Origin of the sequence: Allomuricauda sp. CAU 1633, assembly GCF_017313225.1 — a bacterium.
Lineage (GTDB): Bacteria > Bacteroidota > Bacteroidia > Flavobacteriales > Flavobacteriaceae > Flagellimonas.
This window is the reverse complement of sequence record NZ_JAFLNE010000002.1, coordinates 708,757-727,156: the sequence shown is the minus strand read 5'-3', so window position 1 is coordinate 727,156 and position 18,400 is coordinate 708,757. Positions and strand designations below refer to the sequence as shown.

General features: G+C 39.3%; 11 protein-coding genes. 2 read left to right on the top strand and 9 right to left on the bottom strand.

From position 1 onward, the window contains the following. Nucleotides 1–100 precede the first annotated feature (100 nt). From J0X14_RS08145 to J0X14_RS08105, 9 genes are all read right to left on the bottom strand, one after another. On the bottom strand, nucleotides 101–898 hold the full coding sequence (locus tag J0X14_RS08145; protein ID WP_207097259.1) for a hypothetical protein: 798 nt from the start codon (nucleotides 896–898) through the stop codon (nucleotides 101–103). Further along, nucleotides 895–1,932 (bottom strand): Rieske 2Fe-2S domain-containing protein, encoded by a 1,038-nt coding sequence (locus J0X14_RS08140; protein ID WP_207097258.1) that lies wholly within the window; start codon nucleotides 1,930–1,932, stop codon nucleotides 895–897. Before J0X14_RS08140 ends, J0X14_RS08145 begins: the two co-directional genes overlap by 4 nt. Beyond that, the gene (locus J0X14_RS08135) at nucleotides 1,932–2,561 is read right to left on the bottom strand and encodes a hypothetical protein (protein WP_207097257.1); all 630 of its coding nucleotides are present in this window, start codon (nucleotides 2,559–2,561) and stop codon (nucleotides 1,932–1,934) included. The genes J0X14_RS08140 and J0X14_RS08135 overlap by 1 nt, the downstream gene beginning before the upstream one ends. Continuing rightward, nucleotides 2,562–4,511: a thiamine pyrophosphate-dependent enzyme gene (locus tag J0X14_RS08130; RefSeq protein WP_207097256.1), complete on the bottom strand. Its 1,950-nt coding sequence runs from the start codon at nucleotides 4,509–4,511 to the stop codon at nucleotides 2,562–2,564. It lies immediately after the preceding gene. Between the two features lie 6 nt (nucleotides 4,512–4,517). Further along, complete coding sequence (locus J0X14_RS08125; RefSeq protein WP_207097255.1) at nucleotides 4,518–5,747, bottom strand: cation:proton antiporter; 1,230 nt, start codon at nucleotides 5,745–5,747, stop codon at nucleotides 4,518–4,520. After that, nucleotides 5,740–7,377 carry a glutamate synthase-related protein gene (locus J0X14_RS08120; protein ID WP_207097254.1) on the bottom strand — a complete coding sequence of 546 codons (1,638 nt, stop codon included), beginning with the start codon at nucleotides 7,375–7,377 and terminating at the stop codon, nucleotides 5,740–5,742. The genes J0X14_RS08125 and J0X14_RS08120 overlap by 8 nt, the downstream gene beginning before the upstream one ends. A gap of 505 nt (nucleotides 7,378–7,882) precedes the next feature. Continuing rightward, nucleotides 7,883–8,710: a CPBP family intramembrane glutamic endopeptidase gene (locus J0X14_RS08115; protein WP_207097253.1), complete on the bottom strand. Its 828-nt coding sequence runs from the start codon at nucleotides 8,708–8,710 to the stop codon at nucleotides 7,883–7,885. Nucleotides 8,711–8,861: 151 nt separating this feature from the next. Further along, the gene (locus tag J0X14_RS08110; protein ID WP_207097252.1) at nucleotides 8,862–9,593 is read right to left on the bottom strand and encodes a cysteine hydrolase; all 732 of its coding nucleotides are present in this window, start codon (nucleotides 9,591–9,593) and stop codon (nucleotides 8,862–8,864) included. A gap of 735 nt (nucleotides 9,594–10,328) precedes the next feature. Continuing rightward, a complete protein-coding gene (locus J0X14_RS08105) occupies nucleotides 10,329–11,111 on the bottom strand; it encodes a helix-turn-helix domain-containing protein (RefSeq protein WP_207097251.1) in 783 nt (260 codons plus the stop codon). Between the two features lie 256 nt (nucleotides 11,112–11,367). Here J0X14_RS08105 and J0X14_RS08100 point away from each other — a divergent pair, with 256 nt between their 5' ends. Together J0X14_RS08100 and J0X14_RS08095 are read left to right on the top strand one after the other, a co-directional pair. Further along, on the top strand, nucleotides 11,368–17,151 hold the full coding sequence (locus J0X14_RS08100) for an ATP-binding protein (RefSeq protein WP_207097250.1): 5,784 nt from the start codon (nucleotides 11,368–11,370) through the stop codon (nucleotides 17,149–17,151). Beyond that, nucleotides 17,141–18,190 (top strand): response regulator, encoded by a 1,050-nt coding sequence (locus tag J0X14_RS08095; protein ID WP_207097249.1) that lies wholly within the window; start codon nucleotides 17,141–17,143, stop codon nucleotides 18,188–18,190. Before J0X14_RS08100 ends, J0X14_RS08095 begins: the two co-directional genes overlap by 11 nt. The last annotated feature ends 210 nt before the right edge of the window (nucleotides 18,191–18,400 follow it).

The window sequence follows — 18,400 nt, the reverse complement described above, 5'->3', positions numbered from 1 at the left end:
AAAGCGCAAGATGCCCATAAATATAAAAATAATCTCTTTCTATTTCAGTTGGTTACGTTAGGATTTCAGAAGTTTACCTTATTGTAACTGTTTTGAAGATTTACTGTACGTAAATTCCGGATTCTTGATCCAAAACTTCAATGTCACCTGTATTGAGACGCAAAAAATCCCAATCCTCCATTCTTTCCAAGTGACCGGTTACTTTGGCGGGTTTTCCAATGTAGTTTAAAATGGCTTCATTGATTGGGTTTCCAGAGGAATCGGTCAATAGTACATATCTATCGTTCCCTTCATTATCCTTAGTGGCTAAAACCGGAGGAATACCTCCAGAAATACACCGCACAGCACAACTACGGTGAATTTTACCATAACCGGGTTTCATTACCCCAAAATAACATTTGGGGTCTACAATTTCCCCCATAAAAGAAACCCTGCCCATCTCATCCTTTATTGGTAATTCTGAAACAAACAACTGGTTTTTAATGCTCACATTTTCTTCATCGGTAAGTTGAATCAAGGTTTTCCCGTTATAATAGATCAAATTTCCTTTGATGGTCAAAATCTTTCCCGTAAGTCGGGTTCCCTTCCTTCTAATCTTTTTCAAAAAGGGGTTTATGCTCGATTTGCCAAAACCTAAAAGAACGATGTTCTTGTATTCATTTTCGGCAACTTCAACACGTAACATAGGATAGGGCATTTCATGGTAAATCCCAGTAATTTCGGTATCAGAGCCAAATTCGAATGTACTGTTCGCAAATGGTCGCTGCGACAAACCAAAGACCATGGCGCAGAATACTACTATCAAGACCACAAGCACAATGAATCCCTTGATATTTCTTTTCGTATTTGGGCCCATTTCATCAAAATAGCCCACATAAAACTCTTTATCTTCCCTCATTTTTCTATCTGTATCGGTTCCACGTAAGTCCCTTCCTGCAAAGCTCTCGGGTTTAAATAAATAATACCTTTTTCCAGTTTAAGTTGATAGGTTTGGACCTTATCTGTAAAAGGTGGTGGCGATTGTCCGTTATGAGGCAAATACTGATACCCATGCCATGGGCAGGTAATGCATCCATCTATGACCTTCCCCTCTCCAAGAGGGCCTCCCTGGTGTTTGCAGGTATTATGTATGGCGGAAATTTTTCCATCGTATTTGTAGATGGCCACTGGCCCATTATCAATAGTGCATATTTTAGCCCTGTTCGTTTTTATATCGGACACATGGCATACCTTCAACCATTGATCTACATTGATTTCATATTCCTGTTTTTCCTTTCCAGCTTCCCTGATTCCGGTTATAATGTGCAAGGTAACAAGGCTTAGAAAACCCAATCCCATAAAAGACACGGTAAGTACAGATGTTTCTTGCTGAAAAGCTCCCAAGAAAACATGGAACAATATGAAAACATATGCTATATAGACCATTAGGTGTAGTCCTTTCCAAATTTTGGGCGAAAGATTCTTCAAATAAAAATCATGACTTGTTGCCGCCATGGCAAACAGAATGAGCAATGCAAAAAAGCCCATAACCTGAAACGGGAAATTGGTGAGTGAGCCATAATCCATGTTTGAGGTAAAAAGCGAGTAAATTGGATTTGTATTGCCCAAGGCATGGAATTGAAACAAGGAAAATCCCCCATGAACCAACGCAGCCAAAAACATACTGACCCCCAAATGCCGTCGATTATATAACAAGGGCAAAAAAGCTGTATTCAACCTACACAGTGGCCCTATTGCCAAGATGATATGCAACATCAGCAATGCCAAGGTTCCAAAAGCGCGTATCAAAAGGGTTTCCATTGTTGTTTGTGACTTGAATATCAATGTTAAACCCGTAAACAGGAAGAGATAGAACAACATTCCAAAGACAATGATGATGTCATATCTCTTTTTATTTCTGTTCCACAATACAAATTGATAGTCCAGTCCCATCAGAATTCAAATTTTGTTACTGTTATCTTTTTAAGGGCATCATAAAGTAAAATGCCATTTATATTATCTTCTATTGTAAAGCGGTATGTTCCCTTTGAGCCAATTTGCCCAATCAGTTTATTTCGATCTCCATTTTCTCCAATGGCGTATAGGGTCAGGGTAGGATACTCCAAAGACTTTTTCACTGTCACGTCCAGTTGCATCTTGTTATCCTGAACGTGCACAATTGATGCTATCAAGAATCTGTTCTCCTTGGATTTCAAAACTTTTTCATACTCACTTTGTGGTCTGTCTGAAGTTGGTACATCAATATTTTGAAAACTTAGGTTCTCTATGGATAAAAACAATAGGCCGGGAACAATGATTGCAATGGACAACCAGATGATTCGATGCGTTTTAATCAAGTTTACCCCTTTGGCACCTGTTGATTTCCCAAGTAGTCTCAACATCAAAACGGGCCAAGTGGCCACGCTTCCCGGTGCCAGCAAAAATCGAACATTGAATTTGCTTTCCTTTATAAGTGGGTCTATTTTGGCCGCCCCGGCAAGTACAAAATAGATACCAAAACATAACCCAATGCAAAAATAGATTGCCAAAATCACCAACACTATATGTATCAAGACCAACATTTATATAAGGTTTACATCGCATCTTACATCCAACAGTCCAGGACCATCGTGGTTCCTTAACTGTATCATTGCGGATTCCAAATCTTTTCTATCTTCAACCCTAATTCCCAAAGCACCACAGTTTTTTGCATATTCAGCAAAATTCAGATTGTGGAGTCCGGTTTGCCAAACCTGAAGATTGGCCGCTTTTTGTTCCTTGGAGATTTTTCCCAGTTCGGAATTGTTCAACAGTACATGCTTTATGTTCATGTTGTATTTCACCAAGGTCATCATCTCTGCCATATATTGGGCAAATCCCCCGTCACCTGAAACGGACCAAACGGGTCTTTTATCTCCTTGCGCTGCCCAAGCCCCCATGGCCGCTGGTAACGAAAAACCTATGGATCCAAGATAGCCCGACATCAATACCGATTGCTGTTTGGCTTCAAAATAACGTCCAAAGGAATAGGTGTTGTTTCCCACATCAACAGCAATTATGGCATCTTCGGGCGTTATACGGTTCATGGCATCAAACACGGCAATGGAACTTATGCCATGACCACGATTATCCTTAAGTCTACTTTCTTTTTCTTCTCTCCAAATAGACCATCGCTGTGCAATTTCTGGCCTTTGGTCAACCGTATCGATGGCATTTTGGGTGCGTTCCTCTATCAAGGAGAGGGTTTCTGAAATTTCTCCCCACAAAGCGGCATCGACCTTATGGAATTTGCTGAGAGCCATAGGATCAAAATCTATTTGGATCAGTGGTTTTTTAGGAGTGATTCCTGTGTGGTTGGAAAAAGAAGCCCCCAATACCAAGATCAGATCACTTTCATTCATAAAATATGAAGCAATCGGGGTCCCACTTCGGCCCAATACGCCACAACCCAATTCATGATTGTCAGGGATTTGTCCCTTTCCTTTGAAGGTTGTAATTACAGGGCACTTCAAAATTTTGGCAAAACGGATTATTTGCTCCATATGAAACCGTGCCCCATGCCCAACTATGATCACAGGTCGTCTGCTTTGCCCAAGCATTTTGATGGCTTTATCCAGCATTAGACGGGGTGGGCCAATATTGGTCGGTGTTATTCTCCCATCAGGATTTTGGGGCCTATAATTGGATTGCTTAGGAGCAAATGCCACCTCATCGGGAAATGTAATGTGCGAAACTTCCCTTTTCAACAATGCGTTTTTGATGGCCAGGGACATGAGTTCGCTGTGTTTTGAATTTTCTTGAACGGCGTGATTGAAATCTGCAACGGTTTGGAATGCCCTTACCAAATCGACTTCTTGAAAAGCTCCCGTTCCAAAAACCTGATTTTCGACTTGCCCTGAAAGCACAAGCATGGGAGCACGGTCTACTTTGGCATCCCACATTCCCGTAAACATATTGGTCGCCCCGGGACCTGCTATTCCCAGACACGCAGCTGGTTTACCTGTTAGTTTTGCATAGCCGGATGCAGCAAATGCGGCCGCGCCTTCATGTCGGATTCCATAATATTTCAGCTTTCCTTTTTGTTCCAACCTTTTCATAGCATCGGCTACTCCTAGATTGCTGTGTCCAACCATTCCAAAAACAGTCTCAACTCCCCAATTCACCATGGTTTCCATCATCTCATCGGCAATGGTTGGCTGATGTTCCTTTTGTGAAGCAATGGCAACATACACTTGGTTTCCTTCTTCCTTAACCACGAAAGTTTCCACACCATCATCAAAGCCTCCTGGAGGTTTTCCCGTACATGGATGAAAATCCCAACCATGCCAAGGGCATCTTAGCATACCATTTTCGATGGAACCCTCTCCCAATGGCCCTCCTTGATGTGGGCATTTGTTATCCAAAGCGGAAAATTTTCCCTTGAAATGGGTGAGGCATAGGTCTCGGTTGTCCACAGTCACCGTTTTTACCCTACCTTCGGGTAGCTCCCGCTTGTTGTCCAATACTCTATGCCAAACCATTTCTTTCTTCATTGTTTTCTATTTATATGTGCGCATAAGAAGTTTTTCTATGGTAAGGCCCTGTACCACAATGGAAAAAACTACCACAATGTATGTTGTAAAAACAATGGCATCCCTTATTTCGCTTTCGGGCAAGGTCAATGCCAATGCAATGGATATTCCCCCTCTTAATCCAGCCCAGGTAAGGACCATTCTCTCTTTCTTGCCAGCTCTTTGTGCCTTTGGTAAAAAGGGTTCCAAAACAAAAATCACAACATATCTTGATAGGATTATAATCAAAATGGATAGTATGGAAATAGGCAGATAAACCAGTTCAAACTTTAAGGAAATGACCTCGATGCCAATCAGAACAAATAACACCGCATTGAAAATTTCATCCAATACGTTCCAAAAAATACCCATATGTTGTTTGAGTTTTTCCGGAGTTTTTTCCAAACTGAGTCCCTGTCCCATGATCAATCCTGCCACAACCATGGCAAGGGCCCCGGACACATGCAACAATGAGGAGAGGCTATAACCACCCAAGACGATTGCTAGGGAGATATGAACAGCAATGATGGGTTCCGAGACCACCTTTTGAACCAATGTCCTTCCCAAAAAACCCAAACATGCACCCATAAGTATTCCTCCGCCTGCCTCTAGGGAAAATTCTTTGACAATGTGTGATAGCTCAAACTCTTGCATCATAGTGGCCAAGGAATAAATGGACAGGAAAACCACTATCCCCACCCCATCGTTGAAAAGGGATTCCCCCACTACCTTTATCTCAGTTCTTTTTGGTGCGTTGGCCTTTCTTAAAATGGCCAACACAGCTACGGGATCGGTTGGGGAAATCAAAGCACCAAAAACCAAACAGAACAAATAATCCATGGGATGTCCCACACCTAAGGTCACATAATAAAAAAGTGTGCCTATCAGAAATGTTGAAAGGATTACCCCAAGGGTTGCATAGAGCATTATTGGCAATTTTTGTTTAAGCAAATAGCTTAAATCCACATGGATTGATCCAGCGAACAACAATATCCCAAGTAAAAAATCAAACAGGATTTCCCTAAACTCTATCTGATCCACTATTTGGCAGATCTGCGCAAATGTGGTCCGGTGTAAAAATGAAGAAGTTCCCAGAAACAATGAAACGGCAATGGAGAGTAGCATTACCCCAATGGTTTCAGGTAATTTAAGTGCTTTTGCATTGATGAAGCTCAACAATGCCGCCAAGGCCACTATTCCAATTATTATCTCAAACATGTGTCGTGATTCCCGCGTATTTTATTCCTGTCAACTTGTGCATATCCCAATTGAAGGTGGTCAAATCCTCCTGGTTGAATTTTGATATATCGTCGTAACCACATGCTCTGGCCACTACTTCAATCAAACTGTTTGAAGCATCAAAAAAGTTGTGCAATTGTTTTGCTGAAGAGGCAATGATCAACCGTTCCCTGAGGGATTCTTTTTGCGTGGCAATTCCCACTGGGCAATTATTGGTGCCACAGGCCCGCATTCCCAAACATCCGATTGCCTGCAATGCAGAATTGGAAACGGCAATAGCATCGGCACCCAACATCAAGGCTTTTACAAAATCATCCGCAACCCGAAGTCCACCCGTTATAATGAGGGAAACTCCTGTGGCTTTCGCTTGATCCAAATATTTTCTGGCCCTGGCCAAAGCCGGAATGGTCGGTATGTTGATATTGTCCCTTAAAATAGTTGGGGCAGAACCCGTACCGCCTCCCCTACCATCCAATATGATATAGTCCACGCCTACATCAAGGGCAAACTGAAGGTCTTCTTCTATATGGCTGGCCGCAATCTTAAATCCTATGGGGATTCCATCTGTGTGTTGTCTTACCTTATCCGCAAAATTCCTGAAATCCTGGACTCCATTAAATTCTGAAAATGTTGAAGGTGATATGGCCGTTTCACCCGCTTGCAAACCCCTCACTTTGGCTATTTCCTTGCTAACTTTATTTCCCGGCAAATGCCCTCCTGTTCCCGTCTTTGCGCCTTGGCCTCCCTTAAAATGAAAGGCTTGTACTTGTTTGAGCTTATCCCATGAAAAACCAAACTTGGCAGATGCCAGTTCATAGAAATACCTTGAATTGTTTTGCTGTTCTTCGGGCAACATCCCCCCCTCTCCTGAACAAATACCCGTACCTGACATTTCTGCCCCTTTGGCCAGTGCAATCTTTGCTTCTCTGGATAAGGCTCCGAAACTCATATCACTTACAAACAAAGGAATATCCAGTTCCAATGGTCTATTTGCATTTGGACCTATGATTACCTTGGTTGAAACCTCAGCATCATCCAACAATGGTTTTCTAGCCAACTGGGCCGGTAAAAACTGTAGGTTTTCCCACTTGGGCAAAGTATCACGATCTACGCCCATTGATGCCGAAAAGCCATGATGTCCAATATTCTTCAGTCCATTTTGAGCTAGCTCTTTTATCTGTAATGTATATGGTTCCGTGGATTCTGGGTTTGTGTCCGCATATAACCCTAGATACTTGTCTGTATTAAAGGGTTGGGGGTGTTTCCATTCAAACTCATCAATTTCATTGGCATCAACATATAGAAAACCATTTTCTATAGTTTCGCTAAACTTGTGAAGTCGCTCAGCATTATTGTATTCGCTAATGCCTGTTTCGTATCTATAGTCCCATCCATGTAACCCACATATCAGGTTTTTTCCATCGATATACCCATCCGCAAGCAAAGCACCTCTGTGATGGCATCTACCATAAAGTATTGAAATCCCTTTTTCGTGTTTGATCACGACTAGGTCAATGGTGTTCACCTTGGCATAAAATGGAACTTTACTTTCCAATTTGGAAACTTCCACTACCTGAATTCGTTGTTCAATTTTGGTTTTGTTGCCCATACCCGATTTTCTTGCGTATGTGACAAATAAAGTCATTGCTCATGGCAAACACGTTCGAATACGTGATTTCAAACCAATTAGCCCATTCTATAACCAAAGGATATCTGAAGAATACGATTTGAAGTTACAGGTTGTAAAGTAGAATTTTCTTTGGCTATTCAGGTCTTTACTCCTCCATGTTCAAACATCAATAAATCTTGGGCCACCCTCTTAAAAATATACTGCCATTCTATCATTCAAACACGATTGGATAGCCCGGAGCCTAGGGATGATAGTTTAAGGTTTGAAGAGATAGATAGCCTTTTAATTCAATTTTATAATGCTTGGCGCGAGGTGAAGGCTACGCTCTAAAACAAAAAAGACTGAATATCAAATGGTTATAAATCTATAATATGACTCCAAAATGGTAAAGTTGGTGCCCGAAAGGAAAAATTAACATGCCACATTATTGACTAAATACCAACCTGTCCAATTTTTAGGGAGGGTTACGCAATGGCCAGTTTTTCTATCCATTTAACTTGTCTAGGATCTTTTCTTTGTCAATTTTCTTAAACACCAACAAACCGACAATGAAAAGTGGCAAAAACATAATGATAGGCAGCAAACTCACTTGTATTTGTTCAACCAATGTAGAGTTCGTTTGAGGTTCAATGTCTATTGGCATACTGCTTTTTATACTTGGAAGTGAATTAAACAAAAAGAAAAAATTGATGAGCCCATGTGTGATAGCTATAGGAAACAATTTATTCGTTTTCAATAAAAGTACTCCAAAGAAGAAGCCAATCAATATGGCATAAATTGATTGCCCTAGCACTTGTGGAACATTGTCATTGACCATTAAGTTAATTAGATGGGAAGCTCCAAAGAACATTGCCGAAAACATAATACTTTTAAAAAGACCATTTTTCTTTGATACATACTTTTGGATAAAAAATGGTTGAAGAAAACCTCTAAACATAAATTCCTCCGCAAATCCAACGGATAAACAGGCGAAAAGCAATAATAAAAGATTAGTTATACTTATTCCTGATAAATCTTTACCAATCACAGAAGAAATACCTATGAGAAATAGGTAAAAGGGTATTGTATTTAGGAGCTTAGAAGTCCACTTGTTGTTTCGGGACAACCCAGCTAAGGAAAAAAGTTTTAACCTTTTTATCCCTATCATGGCCACTATAAAAATCAATGACATTTTGATAGCCAGCGATGTATATTCAATCTGAAATGGTGACCAATAACCATCGGAAAGAAACACATCGATAGGGATGAGCATTATAAAAAAAATTGTAAAAATTATAATTACACCTAAAAAGAAGGGAGAACTATTTTTCATAGCAATAAAGAATTTAATCCGGAAACTATTCAATGGCAACAATGTTACAGAATACACCCAAAAGAATTCTCTTTAAACCACCTTAGTGCACCATGATGCACAAGGACAGGGTTTTCACCCTGCCCCAACACACTAAACACAATTGCACAGCCTATTTAAAGAGCGATTCAAACTCTTTAGTAGTATATACATGGCTGGCAACAAACCTATAGTTGATTTCGGCCGCTATATTGCCATCAAAACCTGGAGCGACAGCCGAAGCTGTAGCGTCCTTTACAACAGCTACTTCAAAACCGTCTTCCAATAATTCTCGAAGATGGGATTCCACACAAAGGTTACCTGACATTCCGGCCAATACCACTTTGTCAATTTTTTGCTTTCTCAACTGAAGGGACAAATCATTTTGCTCAGGACCATAGACTTTGTGAGGACCAACAACAGTTACAAAATCTTTCTCAATATACTTTTTATATCTCGGCAACCAATCGGCTCCAGATCCTTCAAAACCTTCTTTGTTCAATTGATCTCCGCGATCAAACATCCCTATATCATGCATTAATTTTTCAAGCGCTCCTTCAAACTGCCATTTGTGGTCATGCTCGTAATAATAGTGGGGAGAAATAAATACTTTTATACCGTTTGATTCTGCTATTTTGAACAATGTTTCCAAGTTTTCCACGGTTTTGTTCTTCATAACACTTTCTCCAATTACACCCCATGTTACTCCATCTGGACTTAAGAAGTCATTTTGTGGATCCGTTATAACAATTGCGGTAGTTTTATCCACTTTGAATCCTGGATCCGGGATTTGCGCACTGAGCTTGTAGCTTGAACTTATTAATACAGCTAACAATAAAAGAGTTTTTGTAATCTTACTTTTCATTTTTTTTGATTTTGCGTTAAATGTTCATTTAATTTTTCGATGGATTATAGAACGACATTTTATTCGCGTTGAGGAAGATGTCATCTAGTAATCCCATTGTTATTTAACCCAAAAGTAGCCTCAGCAAATAGCTGAATTTGTGCAATCTTAGCTGAGATGTTCCATGTTTGCTTCTTAATTGCGGTGTTTAGAGATTTCAATAGTTTCAAATTAAAATAAGAAATCACCCAAGGAACGATCCAAAGGTGATTTTTGGGAAAAGAAGAGAATCCCATTAAAGCTAGAGCGTGAAGTTTTATGATAAGGTCACATAAAAACGGATACTTCTGGTTTCAAATAAACCATCCATTCTCATCGCAGTAATAATCTATTTGATTACCGGAATCACAATAATTGGTATTGTGACTGCTGACCTCAGGTGTGCTTTTTATTTGATTACGGAATAAATCCAATACCCGGTGATTAAATGGAATTGTTGCAAGTAGTTCTTTGATTTTCATGATTGGATTTTGATTTCGATTATTGATCTATACTGATTTTATGGGGTGTTTCCCGTCAATGTTAATTCAAGCAAATGATACAATCGAATCTCGATTCTTCAATATGTCTCTTAATACGTTTCATAAGTGGCGCAAAATCTTCATGGACATTGACCATTTTGAATTTTTTCTCATTCAACTCATTGTAGTTTCCTTGGTATTTCATTTTCACAGAATTAGAATTTGAACTTCATAATTAAGAAGCAGCACGGGTCATTTGCCGATGTGCTTTCCTAAACTTCAACGGGGTGATACCGTAGCTACTTTTGAACAATTGCGTAAAATGACTGGCATTATCACAACCTATGCCCATACCCACTTGTATGATGTTATCTTCAGAGTACAGCAGTAGCTCCTTAGCGCGTTGCATCTTCAACCGTTTCGCAAACTGTTGTGGAGTCTCACCAGTAGTCCGCTTGAACATTCTAATGAAATGATGCACACTTAACTTTACCAAGGACGCCAAATCAGTGGTGCTAATCTGATGATCCATATTTTCTATGATATGATGTTTTAATTTTTGCATTTGAAATGGTGTTATACCCATTTTATGCCCATCATTTTTGGCCAGGCTCCTTGAAATCTGTTTCACCAAATAATCGGCCATGGTGACAACCATATTCTCCAAATACCATTTATCTTCACTTGGTCTGTATAAGAGCTCTTGTGTCAAGTAAATGGCCAGTTGATTGCTCAATGCATCATCCAAAAAGGACTGCTTTTGAAAACTATCATACTCCATATCTAGATTCATCTTTCCAAATACGCCATTGTACATACCTATCACCAATGGCCCTTCAACAACAGTATCATCCAAAACTTCCAAGTGAAAAAGAAATTGATAATCCTTGTTTGCATCGGATTCCAACTGACTATTCCTATTGCTTATCAGAAAAAGAAATACGCTCTTTTTATGGGCCAATTTTCTTACGCTTTGCTTCACCTCTATAATTTCCTTAAGTTTCTTTACATATTCCATGGTTACTGATTTTATTGAGTTCCTTGACTATTGTTCGTTGACCCAAAACTAGTTTAACAATCGTGGCGTTACTAGCTGAAGTGTTTAAGCGTAGGCATTTTTCTAATAAGCGTAAAACTTCTTAGGAGTCTTTGAAAATCGAGTTGAAATGAAATAATAATTCGTCAAAAAAGATCTTCTTAACGTAGCTGTTAAGCTTCTTAAAGTAACCATGTTTTCACATAAATTCACTACATTGAAGATTAAATTATTCCCAATGATAGCGTCAAAATCTTTGTATGTGGACCTTAAGAAAGACGACCTGTCCAATAGGTATTTTGTTGTAGAGCGTTTAAATGAAGAAATTGAGCCACATGCCATAGAGGTCCTGAGGAAACTTGGTTTTTTTGATTACTGTTCCATTCAGGATATAACGATCAAAGAGAGCGGTGAGATTTCCTATTCCATACCTACGTACAAAACAAATGCATTCTCTCCACCTAAGAACAAATCTGAATTTAAATACTTTTTGGAGTTGGCTTTGACCATTTCCAAATCAATTTCGGCCGTCCACCAAGCAGGCTATTGCTTTGGATTATTGAACGAAGAACGTTTTTTGCCTGATGGAAATGGAAATCTTATTATCACAGGACTTGGTGCCATCAGAAAAAAATACGACAGCTTAAATGTTACAGAATATGGCAAATCAGTATATCGATATGCTGCACCAGAATTTAATTCAAGGACCAATCACATTCCTGATCAAAGAGCAGATTTTTATGGCCTAGGGATATTGCTAAATTATTGGTTGACGGGAAATTACTTTGTCGACGGATCAGACGGTCAAGCAATAATGCATCAACATCTCACCAAAAGCTACCAAGCTTCCAATGATTGTCCCTGGAGCGAAACAGGTATTTTTAAGATTATTTCCGGAATGTTACGCAAGAATCCTTCCGAAAGATATCATTCCGCATTGGGTATTATTAAGGATTTAAGCAACATTAAAGAATTGAACCGATCAGGAAACCGTAGAGGTAATATAAAATTGAGTTTGGATTATAATCCAGGTGTTTTAAAGCTAGATCAGGTTTATTGTGAGCGACAGGAGGAGTTGGAAAAATTGGTTTCCGTTTACAATGATGTAAAAAATGGGGCGTCTGGAGTTGTTTTCGTTGAAGGAGGTGAGGGAATGGGCAAATCGAGTTTTGGCAAGGCCTTTGCTGAAAACATTGTTGGTCCCGGTGTCCTGTTTTCATTCGGAAAGTTTGATAAATACTACACACCTGCATATCTAGGGTTTCAAACAGCCTTTCAAAATGTCGTCCAAAGGATCTTCATACAATCTGGGTGCGGCCATAAGGAACTTGCGGAGGCTTTTAAAGAAGGATTGGGTTCCGATCTGTCCCTTCTTTATGATGTTATGCCCGACCTAGAGGAACTAATAGGGAAGATACCTCCCCCAGAAAGGTTAGATCCCATAGAAACCCAGAATAGGTTCATAAATGTTTTTGCAAGATATTGTCGTGTCTTAGATTCGCTTAGTCTGAAGCGTGTAATTTTTTTAGATGACGCACACTGGGCAGATCTACCTTCCCTAAGATTGGTTAGCTATTTGATGGGCGCCTCCTTATCCAGGGTCATGTTTGTCTTGGCATATAATCCGAACGACATCGATGAAAATCATCCCTTGCTACAATTACAAAAAGAATTGGAAGACACCGAGAGTTTGACGGCCACTATTCGGCTAAAATCACTCACTAAACCAGCTGTCAAACGAATAGTCGGCAAAACGCTGTCCGAAAAAGGTAAAAACATCAATCAACTTGCCGAGGTAATCTTTGAGAAGACCCGTGGAAATCCATATTATATAAATCATTTCCTAAAGCTTATTTATGACCAAAAGGTTCTCACTTTCGACCATAAGGCCCATAGGTGGGATTTTGAATTCATAAAGGTGAAGGAGCTAGAGGTAGCAGAAAATGTAGTACCTATAATAGAATCCCAAATTGCGTTGCAATCTTATCAGGCACAAGTTTTACTTAAGGTAGCAGCCTATAACAATGGGGTTTTTGATATTCCATTGCTCGTTGAAATTTGTGGGTTTCCAGAAAAGATTGTTCATCTTCTTTTGGAAATCCTGTATCAAGCAGGCTTACTATCCAAAGTTGATTCATCCAAGGGGACTTTTGCTTTTAATCATACTAAAATCCAGCAGGTTGCATTATTCTTGGATATTCCTGGATTTGACTTGAATCCTGAAGAATTACATTTCAATATTGCTCAATACAAAATTGCCAAGGGTAAAACCCAAAGTTCGCTGGAGTTAAATCAACTCGTTGATCATCTCATGAAGGCGAAGGGGCTTTACTCCAAAAATACCGCTCTTCAAGCCCTTGAATATGTCATTAAAGCCGCGGATGCTGCAAATGATTCCAATTCCCCCATTACAGCTAATGCCTATTTGAGTTTTGGTTTATCCCTGAGTCGACAATTCAATATTTCCAAACATCGATTTGCATTACTACTGGGTCTTGCGAAAACCCAATTTCTATTAGATGACATGGCTAAGGGAAATACCCTTGCCAAAAAGGCCATGGCCGAAGCAAGAAATGTTTTACAAGAAGTAGAGACCTTGCTGATGTGCATGAAATTTTATGAAGTTCATGCACATTATGAGGATAATATAAATGCAGGACTGAAGGCCCTTGAGCTATTGGGAAAAGGGACAAAAGATATCTTTAACAACGGCATCCTGGAATCACTCATTCAACGTGAATATCTTTCGCTAAGCGCAATGATAGAGCAGTTACCGATAAATGAGCTTGTTCCTACAGAACATATTGAAGATCAAGATGATCTGATCTTCATGGAAGTACTGGCCAATATGTCTTCTTCTGCACTATTTAACAACCAAGACCTGTACCCCTTGATTGTGCTGAAAATGGTCAATCATTCACTCAAAAAAGGAGTTACCGATTCCACATCATTAGCACTGGTACATCTGGGATCGCTGTTGATTTCCAGATATGGTAAGTTTGATCTAGGGCTGAAATTCGCAAATGAAGGCGTTACTCTTGCCGAGAAGCTAAAATCTGACAGGTATAAATCCCGCACGATTTCAATTTTTTACAATCTTATTGGGCATTTTAGAAGCTCATTTGACACAATCCACCCTGATTTAGATAATTGGACATCGCTCTGTATGGATTCCGGGGATATGGCGTGTACATACGCCTTTTTAAAAATTAAGTTGAGGAACCAGATGTTATCCGATTCGGCTTTTTCCGAATACCTCATCAAGTCTTCGAAAGCGACGAATTTTCTATCAAGTTTGTACCAAAGAAATATTAATTTCCAAATCTCACTTTTTGAGAATAACCTTCAGTTACTTCACAATGGCGATTCAAAGTGGAACAAAGCAATTGAGCAAGATGCCATTGACTTTCTATTGGAAAACAAGCTATTTGCCGAGCTGGCCGAACACTATGTACACAAATGCTTGGTTTATTGTCTTCTAGGAAAATATGACGAGGCTTATGAACAAATTAAATTGAATGAAAAGTTCATTCTCTATGCCACTTCACAGCCACATTATTTTAGAAATGAGATTTTAAAATCGGTTTGTGAGTTAATGCTGGAAAATAATCCTTCTGAAGCATTTCTAGACAACATAGATAAGCGTCAGGCTAGATTACGGGGTTGGTGCAATAGTTCACAAGAGAATTTTAGGGCGGAAACAATGATGGTGGAGTTTTTGATAAGTTGCAGCCGCCACAACTACGAGTCGGCCGTGCTCCATCTTGAGGATTCCCTCCGTTGGTCAGAAGATGGAAATCTAAAAACCATCCGCGCTCTGATATTCAAATTGGGGAGCACCTTATTACCTGATAGAAAGTATGGCTTTCTAAAATCCCGTATGCAAGAGATGGCCTTTGAAGACGTATCAAAGCCCAAGGATTTTGTCAATTCAGATTTCCAAGGTCTGAAGATGACACGTGGTGAAAGGCTTGATAAAAAACCCATGGCAAGCTTTGACGCTCAAAGCTTAATAAAGGCTACTCAGGCTATATCCGCGGAAGTTAATTTGGACAAATTAGTGCAACGTCTTTTAACCATTGTCATGGAGAATGCGGGTGCTGATAAGGGCGCTCTAGTTCTCATAAAAAATAAAATACCACATGTAGAGGCGCTTATAGACACCAAAGACCACAAAAAGGATAATTTCCAAAAACTTGAATTGGAGTCTTTCCATGACCTCCCCACAAACCTTATAGAACATGCAATAACCAACGTTAAAGAAATTAAAATCAACAATGTTGACCAAATCTGTTCCCAAAAGGAAAGTTACTTCAAATCCAAGCAAATAGCCTCGTTGGTTTTGTTGCCCTTGTTGAAACAGAATGATCTTGTTGGAATGGTTTATCTCGAAAATCGTCAGGTTCCCGGACTTTTTGCCGAAGGTGATCTAGAAGTATTGCGGGTAATTGCTTCCCAAGCTGCTATTTCCATAACAAATTCCGTACTATTCGAAAAAGCTATGGCCCTGAACAAAAAGTTGGCCATTTCCCAAGAAGAGCTAGCAAAGGTGAATGTTGCCCTGGAAGAGCGAATAAAGCAACGAACAAAACATCTACAACAAGAAATAGAAATGCGAAAAGAAGCTGAAAGAAAGCTTCTCTTCGCAAAAAACGACGCAGACAGTTCCAACAAGGCGAAATCACAATTTCTTGCCAATATGAGTCATGAAATAAGAACACCTCTCAATGCAATTGTAGGTTTCACTCAAATTTTATTGAACCAAGGCAAAGATTTGAATTTGACCCAGAAATTTGAAAGATACTTGAATAACATTCACCAAAGTGCCGAATCACTTTCAGAAGTGATCAATGATATTCTGGATTTGTCCAAAATTGAAGCCGGTAAATTTACAATTACCAAAGAGGACATCAATTTAAACCAAATGGTGACTTCCGTGTGCCGTATCAATAAGGGTTTGGGTAAATCAAAGGAAGTAAATCTAATGTGTAATTTCCGCTCCAACCTTCCTAAATACATCCATACGGATGGCAGTAAGCTTAAACAGATTTTGATGAACATAATTGGCAATGCCATCAAGTTTACGCCAGAAAAAAAGAACGTTTATGTTGATGCGAAACTTGAAAAATCCTTTATTGTTTTTACCGTTGAGGATGAAGGAATTGGCATCCCGGAAAATCAGTTGCAACAAATCTTCAATCCCTTTATACAGGCTGATGCCGGAATTGATCGCAAATTTGGTGGAACTGGATTGGGATTGACCATTACCAAAAATTTGATAGAATTGCTGAATGGCAAAATTGAAGTTACAAGTCAATTGGACCATGGAACTTCATTTAAGATTTACCTGCCCTATGAGCAAGCCAAGAATTCTTGGGTCGAGGACAAAGAGACATCCTTGGCAGATTTCAAGATTCCGCCCAACAAAAAAATCCTGGTGGTTGAAGACAATGCCATGAACCAGGAAATGATCAGGGCCTTATTCGCTGAGTTGGGATCCGAAATCATGTTGGCCAAAGATGGGGAATCTGGAATCAAAATCACCGAAAAGTATAATCCTGAGATTGTTTTCATGGACATACATATGCCCAATTTGGATGGTTTCGAAACCGTAAAGCGAATTCGAAAAATGAACAATAAAACCCCTATAATTGGTCTTTCCGCAAATGCCTTTACGGAACACAGGGAAATAGCGCTTAATTCAGGATTCTGTGATTATCTAACCAAACCAATTCAGGTATCTGAACTGGTTAGGGTATTGAAAAAATACCTGTTTGTGGAGATTGAAGATAAGCAACAAGTAACTAAAATATTAAACAAAGAAGAAATACAAATACTGAACAAATCGTTCAATTTGCTTAATCGACTACCAATTTTTGAAACTGAAAAATTGGTTGTTGCAGCCGAACCGCTAAATTCGATCTTACCCCCAGATGAATTCAACAAACTTGAAGAAGCAATTTATTCGGGTGATGATGAAGGATTGAGAATACTTTTATCAAATACTATAAATGCCCAATAACTTTGCTAAAATTTTGGTGGTGGACGATAACCGCCAAGTGTTGGAACAAGTCAATCATATATTGGCCGAAGAGGGATTTGACATCTCCTTTATACCTAAAGGTGAGTTTCTCTTCCAACGACTGGACAGACAAGATTTTGACCTAGTTTTGCTGGATGTAAATCTACCTGGAATCAGTGGTTATGATTTGTTGAAGGAAATTAGGAAACATCCCAAATACCACAATCTTCCTGTTATCATAATTACAGGGGAAGATGAAGATACTACCCTGACCAAATGTTTTGACTTGGGCGCACAGGACTATATAAGGAAACCCATTAACCATTTGGTTCTTAAAGTTCGTGTTTCATCGGTTATTTCTGCTTCTCGATTTCATTTGAACCAGATTAAAAATGAACGTGATGAGGCCCTTCAGGCACGAATGAACATGCTGTCTTCACAAATGAATCCACATTTTATATTCAATGCACTTTCTTCTATCCAAGAATTCATTTTATCCAATGAAACAGATAAAGCCATAGATTATGTATCCGAGTTCGCTGGTTTAATGCGTCAAAACCTTGAAAATTCATTAGTACCATACATTACATTAGTGGAAGAACTGCGTTTTCTGGAAACCTATTTAAAATTGGAGCGGACAAGGTTCAACAATTCATTTGATTTTGAAATCATTCTGGAAATTGACGAGTTTCAGGACATCATGGTTCCACCCATGATCATTCAACCGTATTTGGAAAATGCCATAATCCATGGCTTACGAAAGGTAGATCGTATGGGTAAATTGACATTGAGTCTCAAAGAACAGGACGATAGAGTTCACTGTATCATTACCGACAATGGAATCGGCAGAAAGCAGGCTGAAAAGAACAATCCAAAAAAGTACAAATCGATTGCAATGTCCAATATTGAAGCTAGGTTGGAATTGCTCAATATCGATGCAAGAATGAAGGAATTTAAAGTGGAAATCGAGGATCTATATGAAAATGATGCGCCTGCAGGAACAATAGTATTGTTGTGCTTTCCAAATGATCTACACTGATCTTTGAGAAACACCCTCTAAACCACCCTTCTTGCAAATTGGTTAACCGTTATAGTTTTATCGTTATCGTCTGTCAATATTTTAATTGCCTTCCTTTTTTCTCAAATCCCTAACGCGTCCAAGCTGTCAACTCTAAACATCAATTTTTAATATAAGCCAAAAAAGAAATGAATTGAATTAAGATTTTAAAACTTCTGGTAAAAGAAAAGT

Bases quoted from the DNA above. Each gene is read 5' to 3' on its own strand.
- J0X14_RS08145 (WP_207097259.1), bottom strand. From the start codon at position 898: ATGAGGGAAGATAAAGAGTTTTATGTGGGCTATTTTGATGAAATGGGC.
- J0X14_RS08140 (WP_207097258.1), bottom strand. From the start codon at position 1,932: ATGGGACTGGACTATCAATTTGTATTGTGGAACAGAAATAAAAAGAGA.
- J0X14_RS08135 (WP_207097257.1), bottom strand. From the start codon at position 2,561: ATGTTGGTCTTGATACATATAGTGTTGGTGATTTTGGCAATCTATTTT.
- J0X14_RS08130 (WP_207097256.1), bottom strand. From the start codon at position 4,511: ATGAAGAAAGAAATGGTTTGGCATAGAGTATTGGACAACAAGCGGGAG.
- J0X14_RS08125 (WP_207097255.1), bottom strand. From the start codon at position 5,747: ATGTTTGAGATAATAATTGGAATAGTGGCCTTGGCGGCATTGTTGAGC.
- J0X14_RS08120 (WP_207097254.1), bottom strand. From the start codon at position 7,377: ATGGGCAACAAAACCAAAATTGAACAACGAATTCAGGTAGTGGAAGTT.
- J0X14_RS08115 (WP_207097253.1), bottom strand. From the start codon at position 8,710: ATGAAAAATAGTTCTCCCTTCTTTTTAGGTGTAATTATAATTTTTACA.
- J0X14_RS08110 (WP_207097252.1), bottom strand. From the start codon at position 9,593: ATGAAAAGTAAGATTACAAAAACTCTTTTATTGTTAGCTGTATTAATA.
- J0X14_RS08105 (WP_207097251.1), bottom strand. From the start codon at position 11,111: ATGGAATATGTAAAGAAACTTAAGGAAATTATAGAGGTGAAGCAAAGC.
- J0X14_RS08100 (WP_207097250.1), top strand. From the start codon at position 11,368: ATGATAGCGTCAAAATCTTTGTATGTGGACCTTAAGAAAGACGACCTG.
- J0X14_RS08095 (WP_207097249.1), top strand. From the start codon at position 17,141: ATGCCCAATAACTTTGCTAAAATTTTGGTGGTGGACGATAACCGCCAA.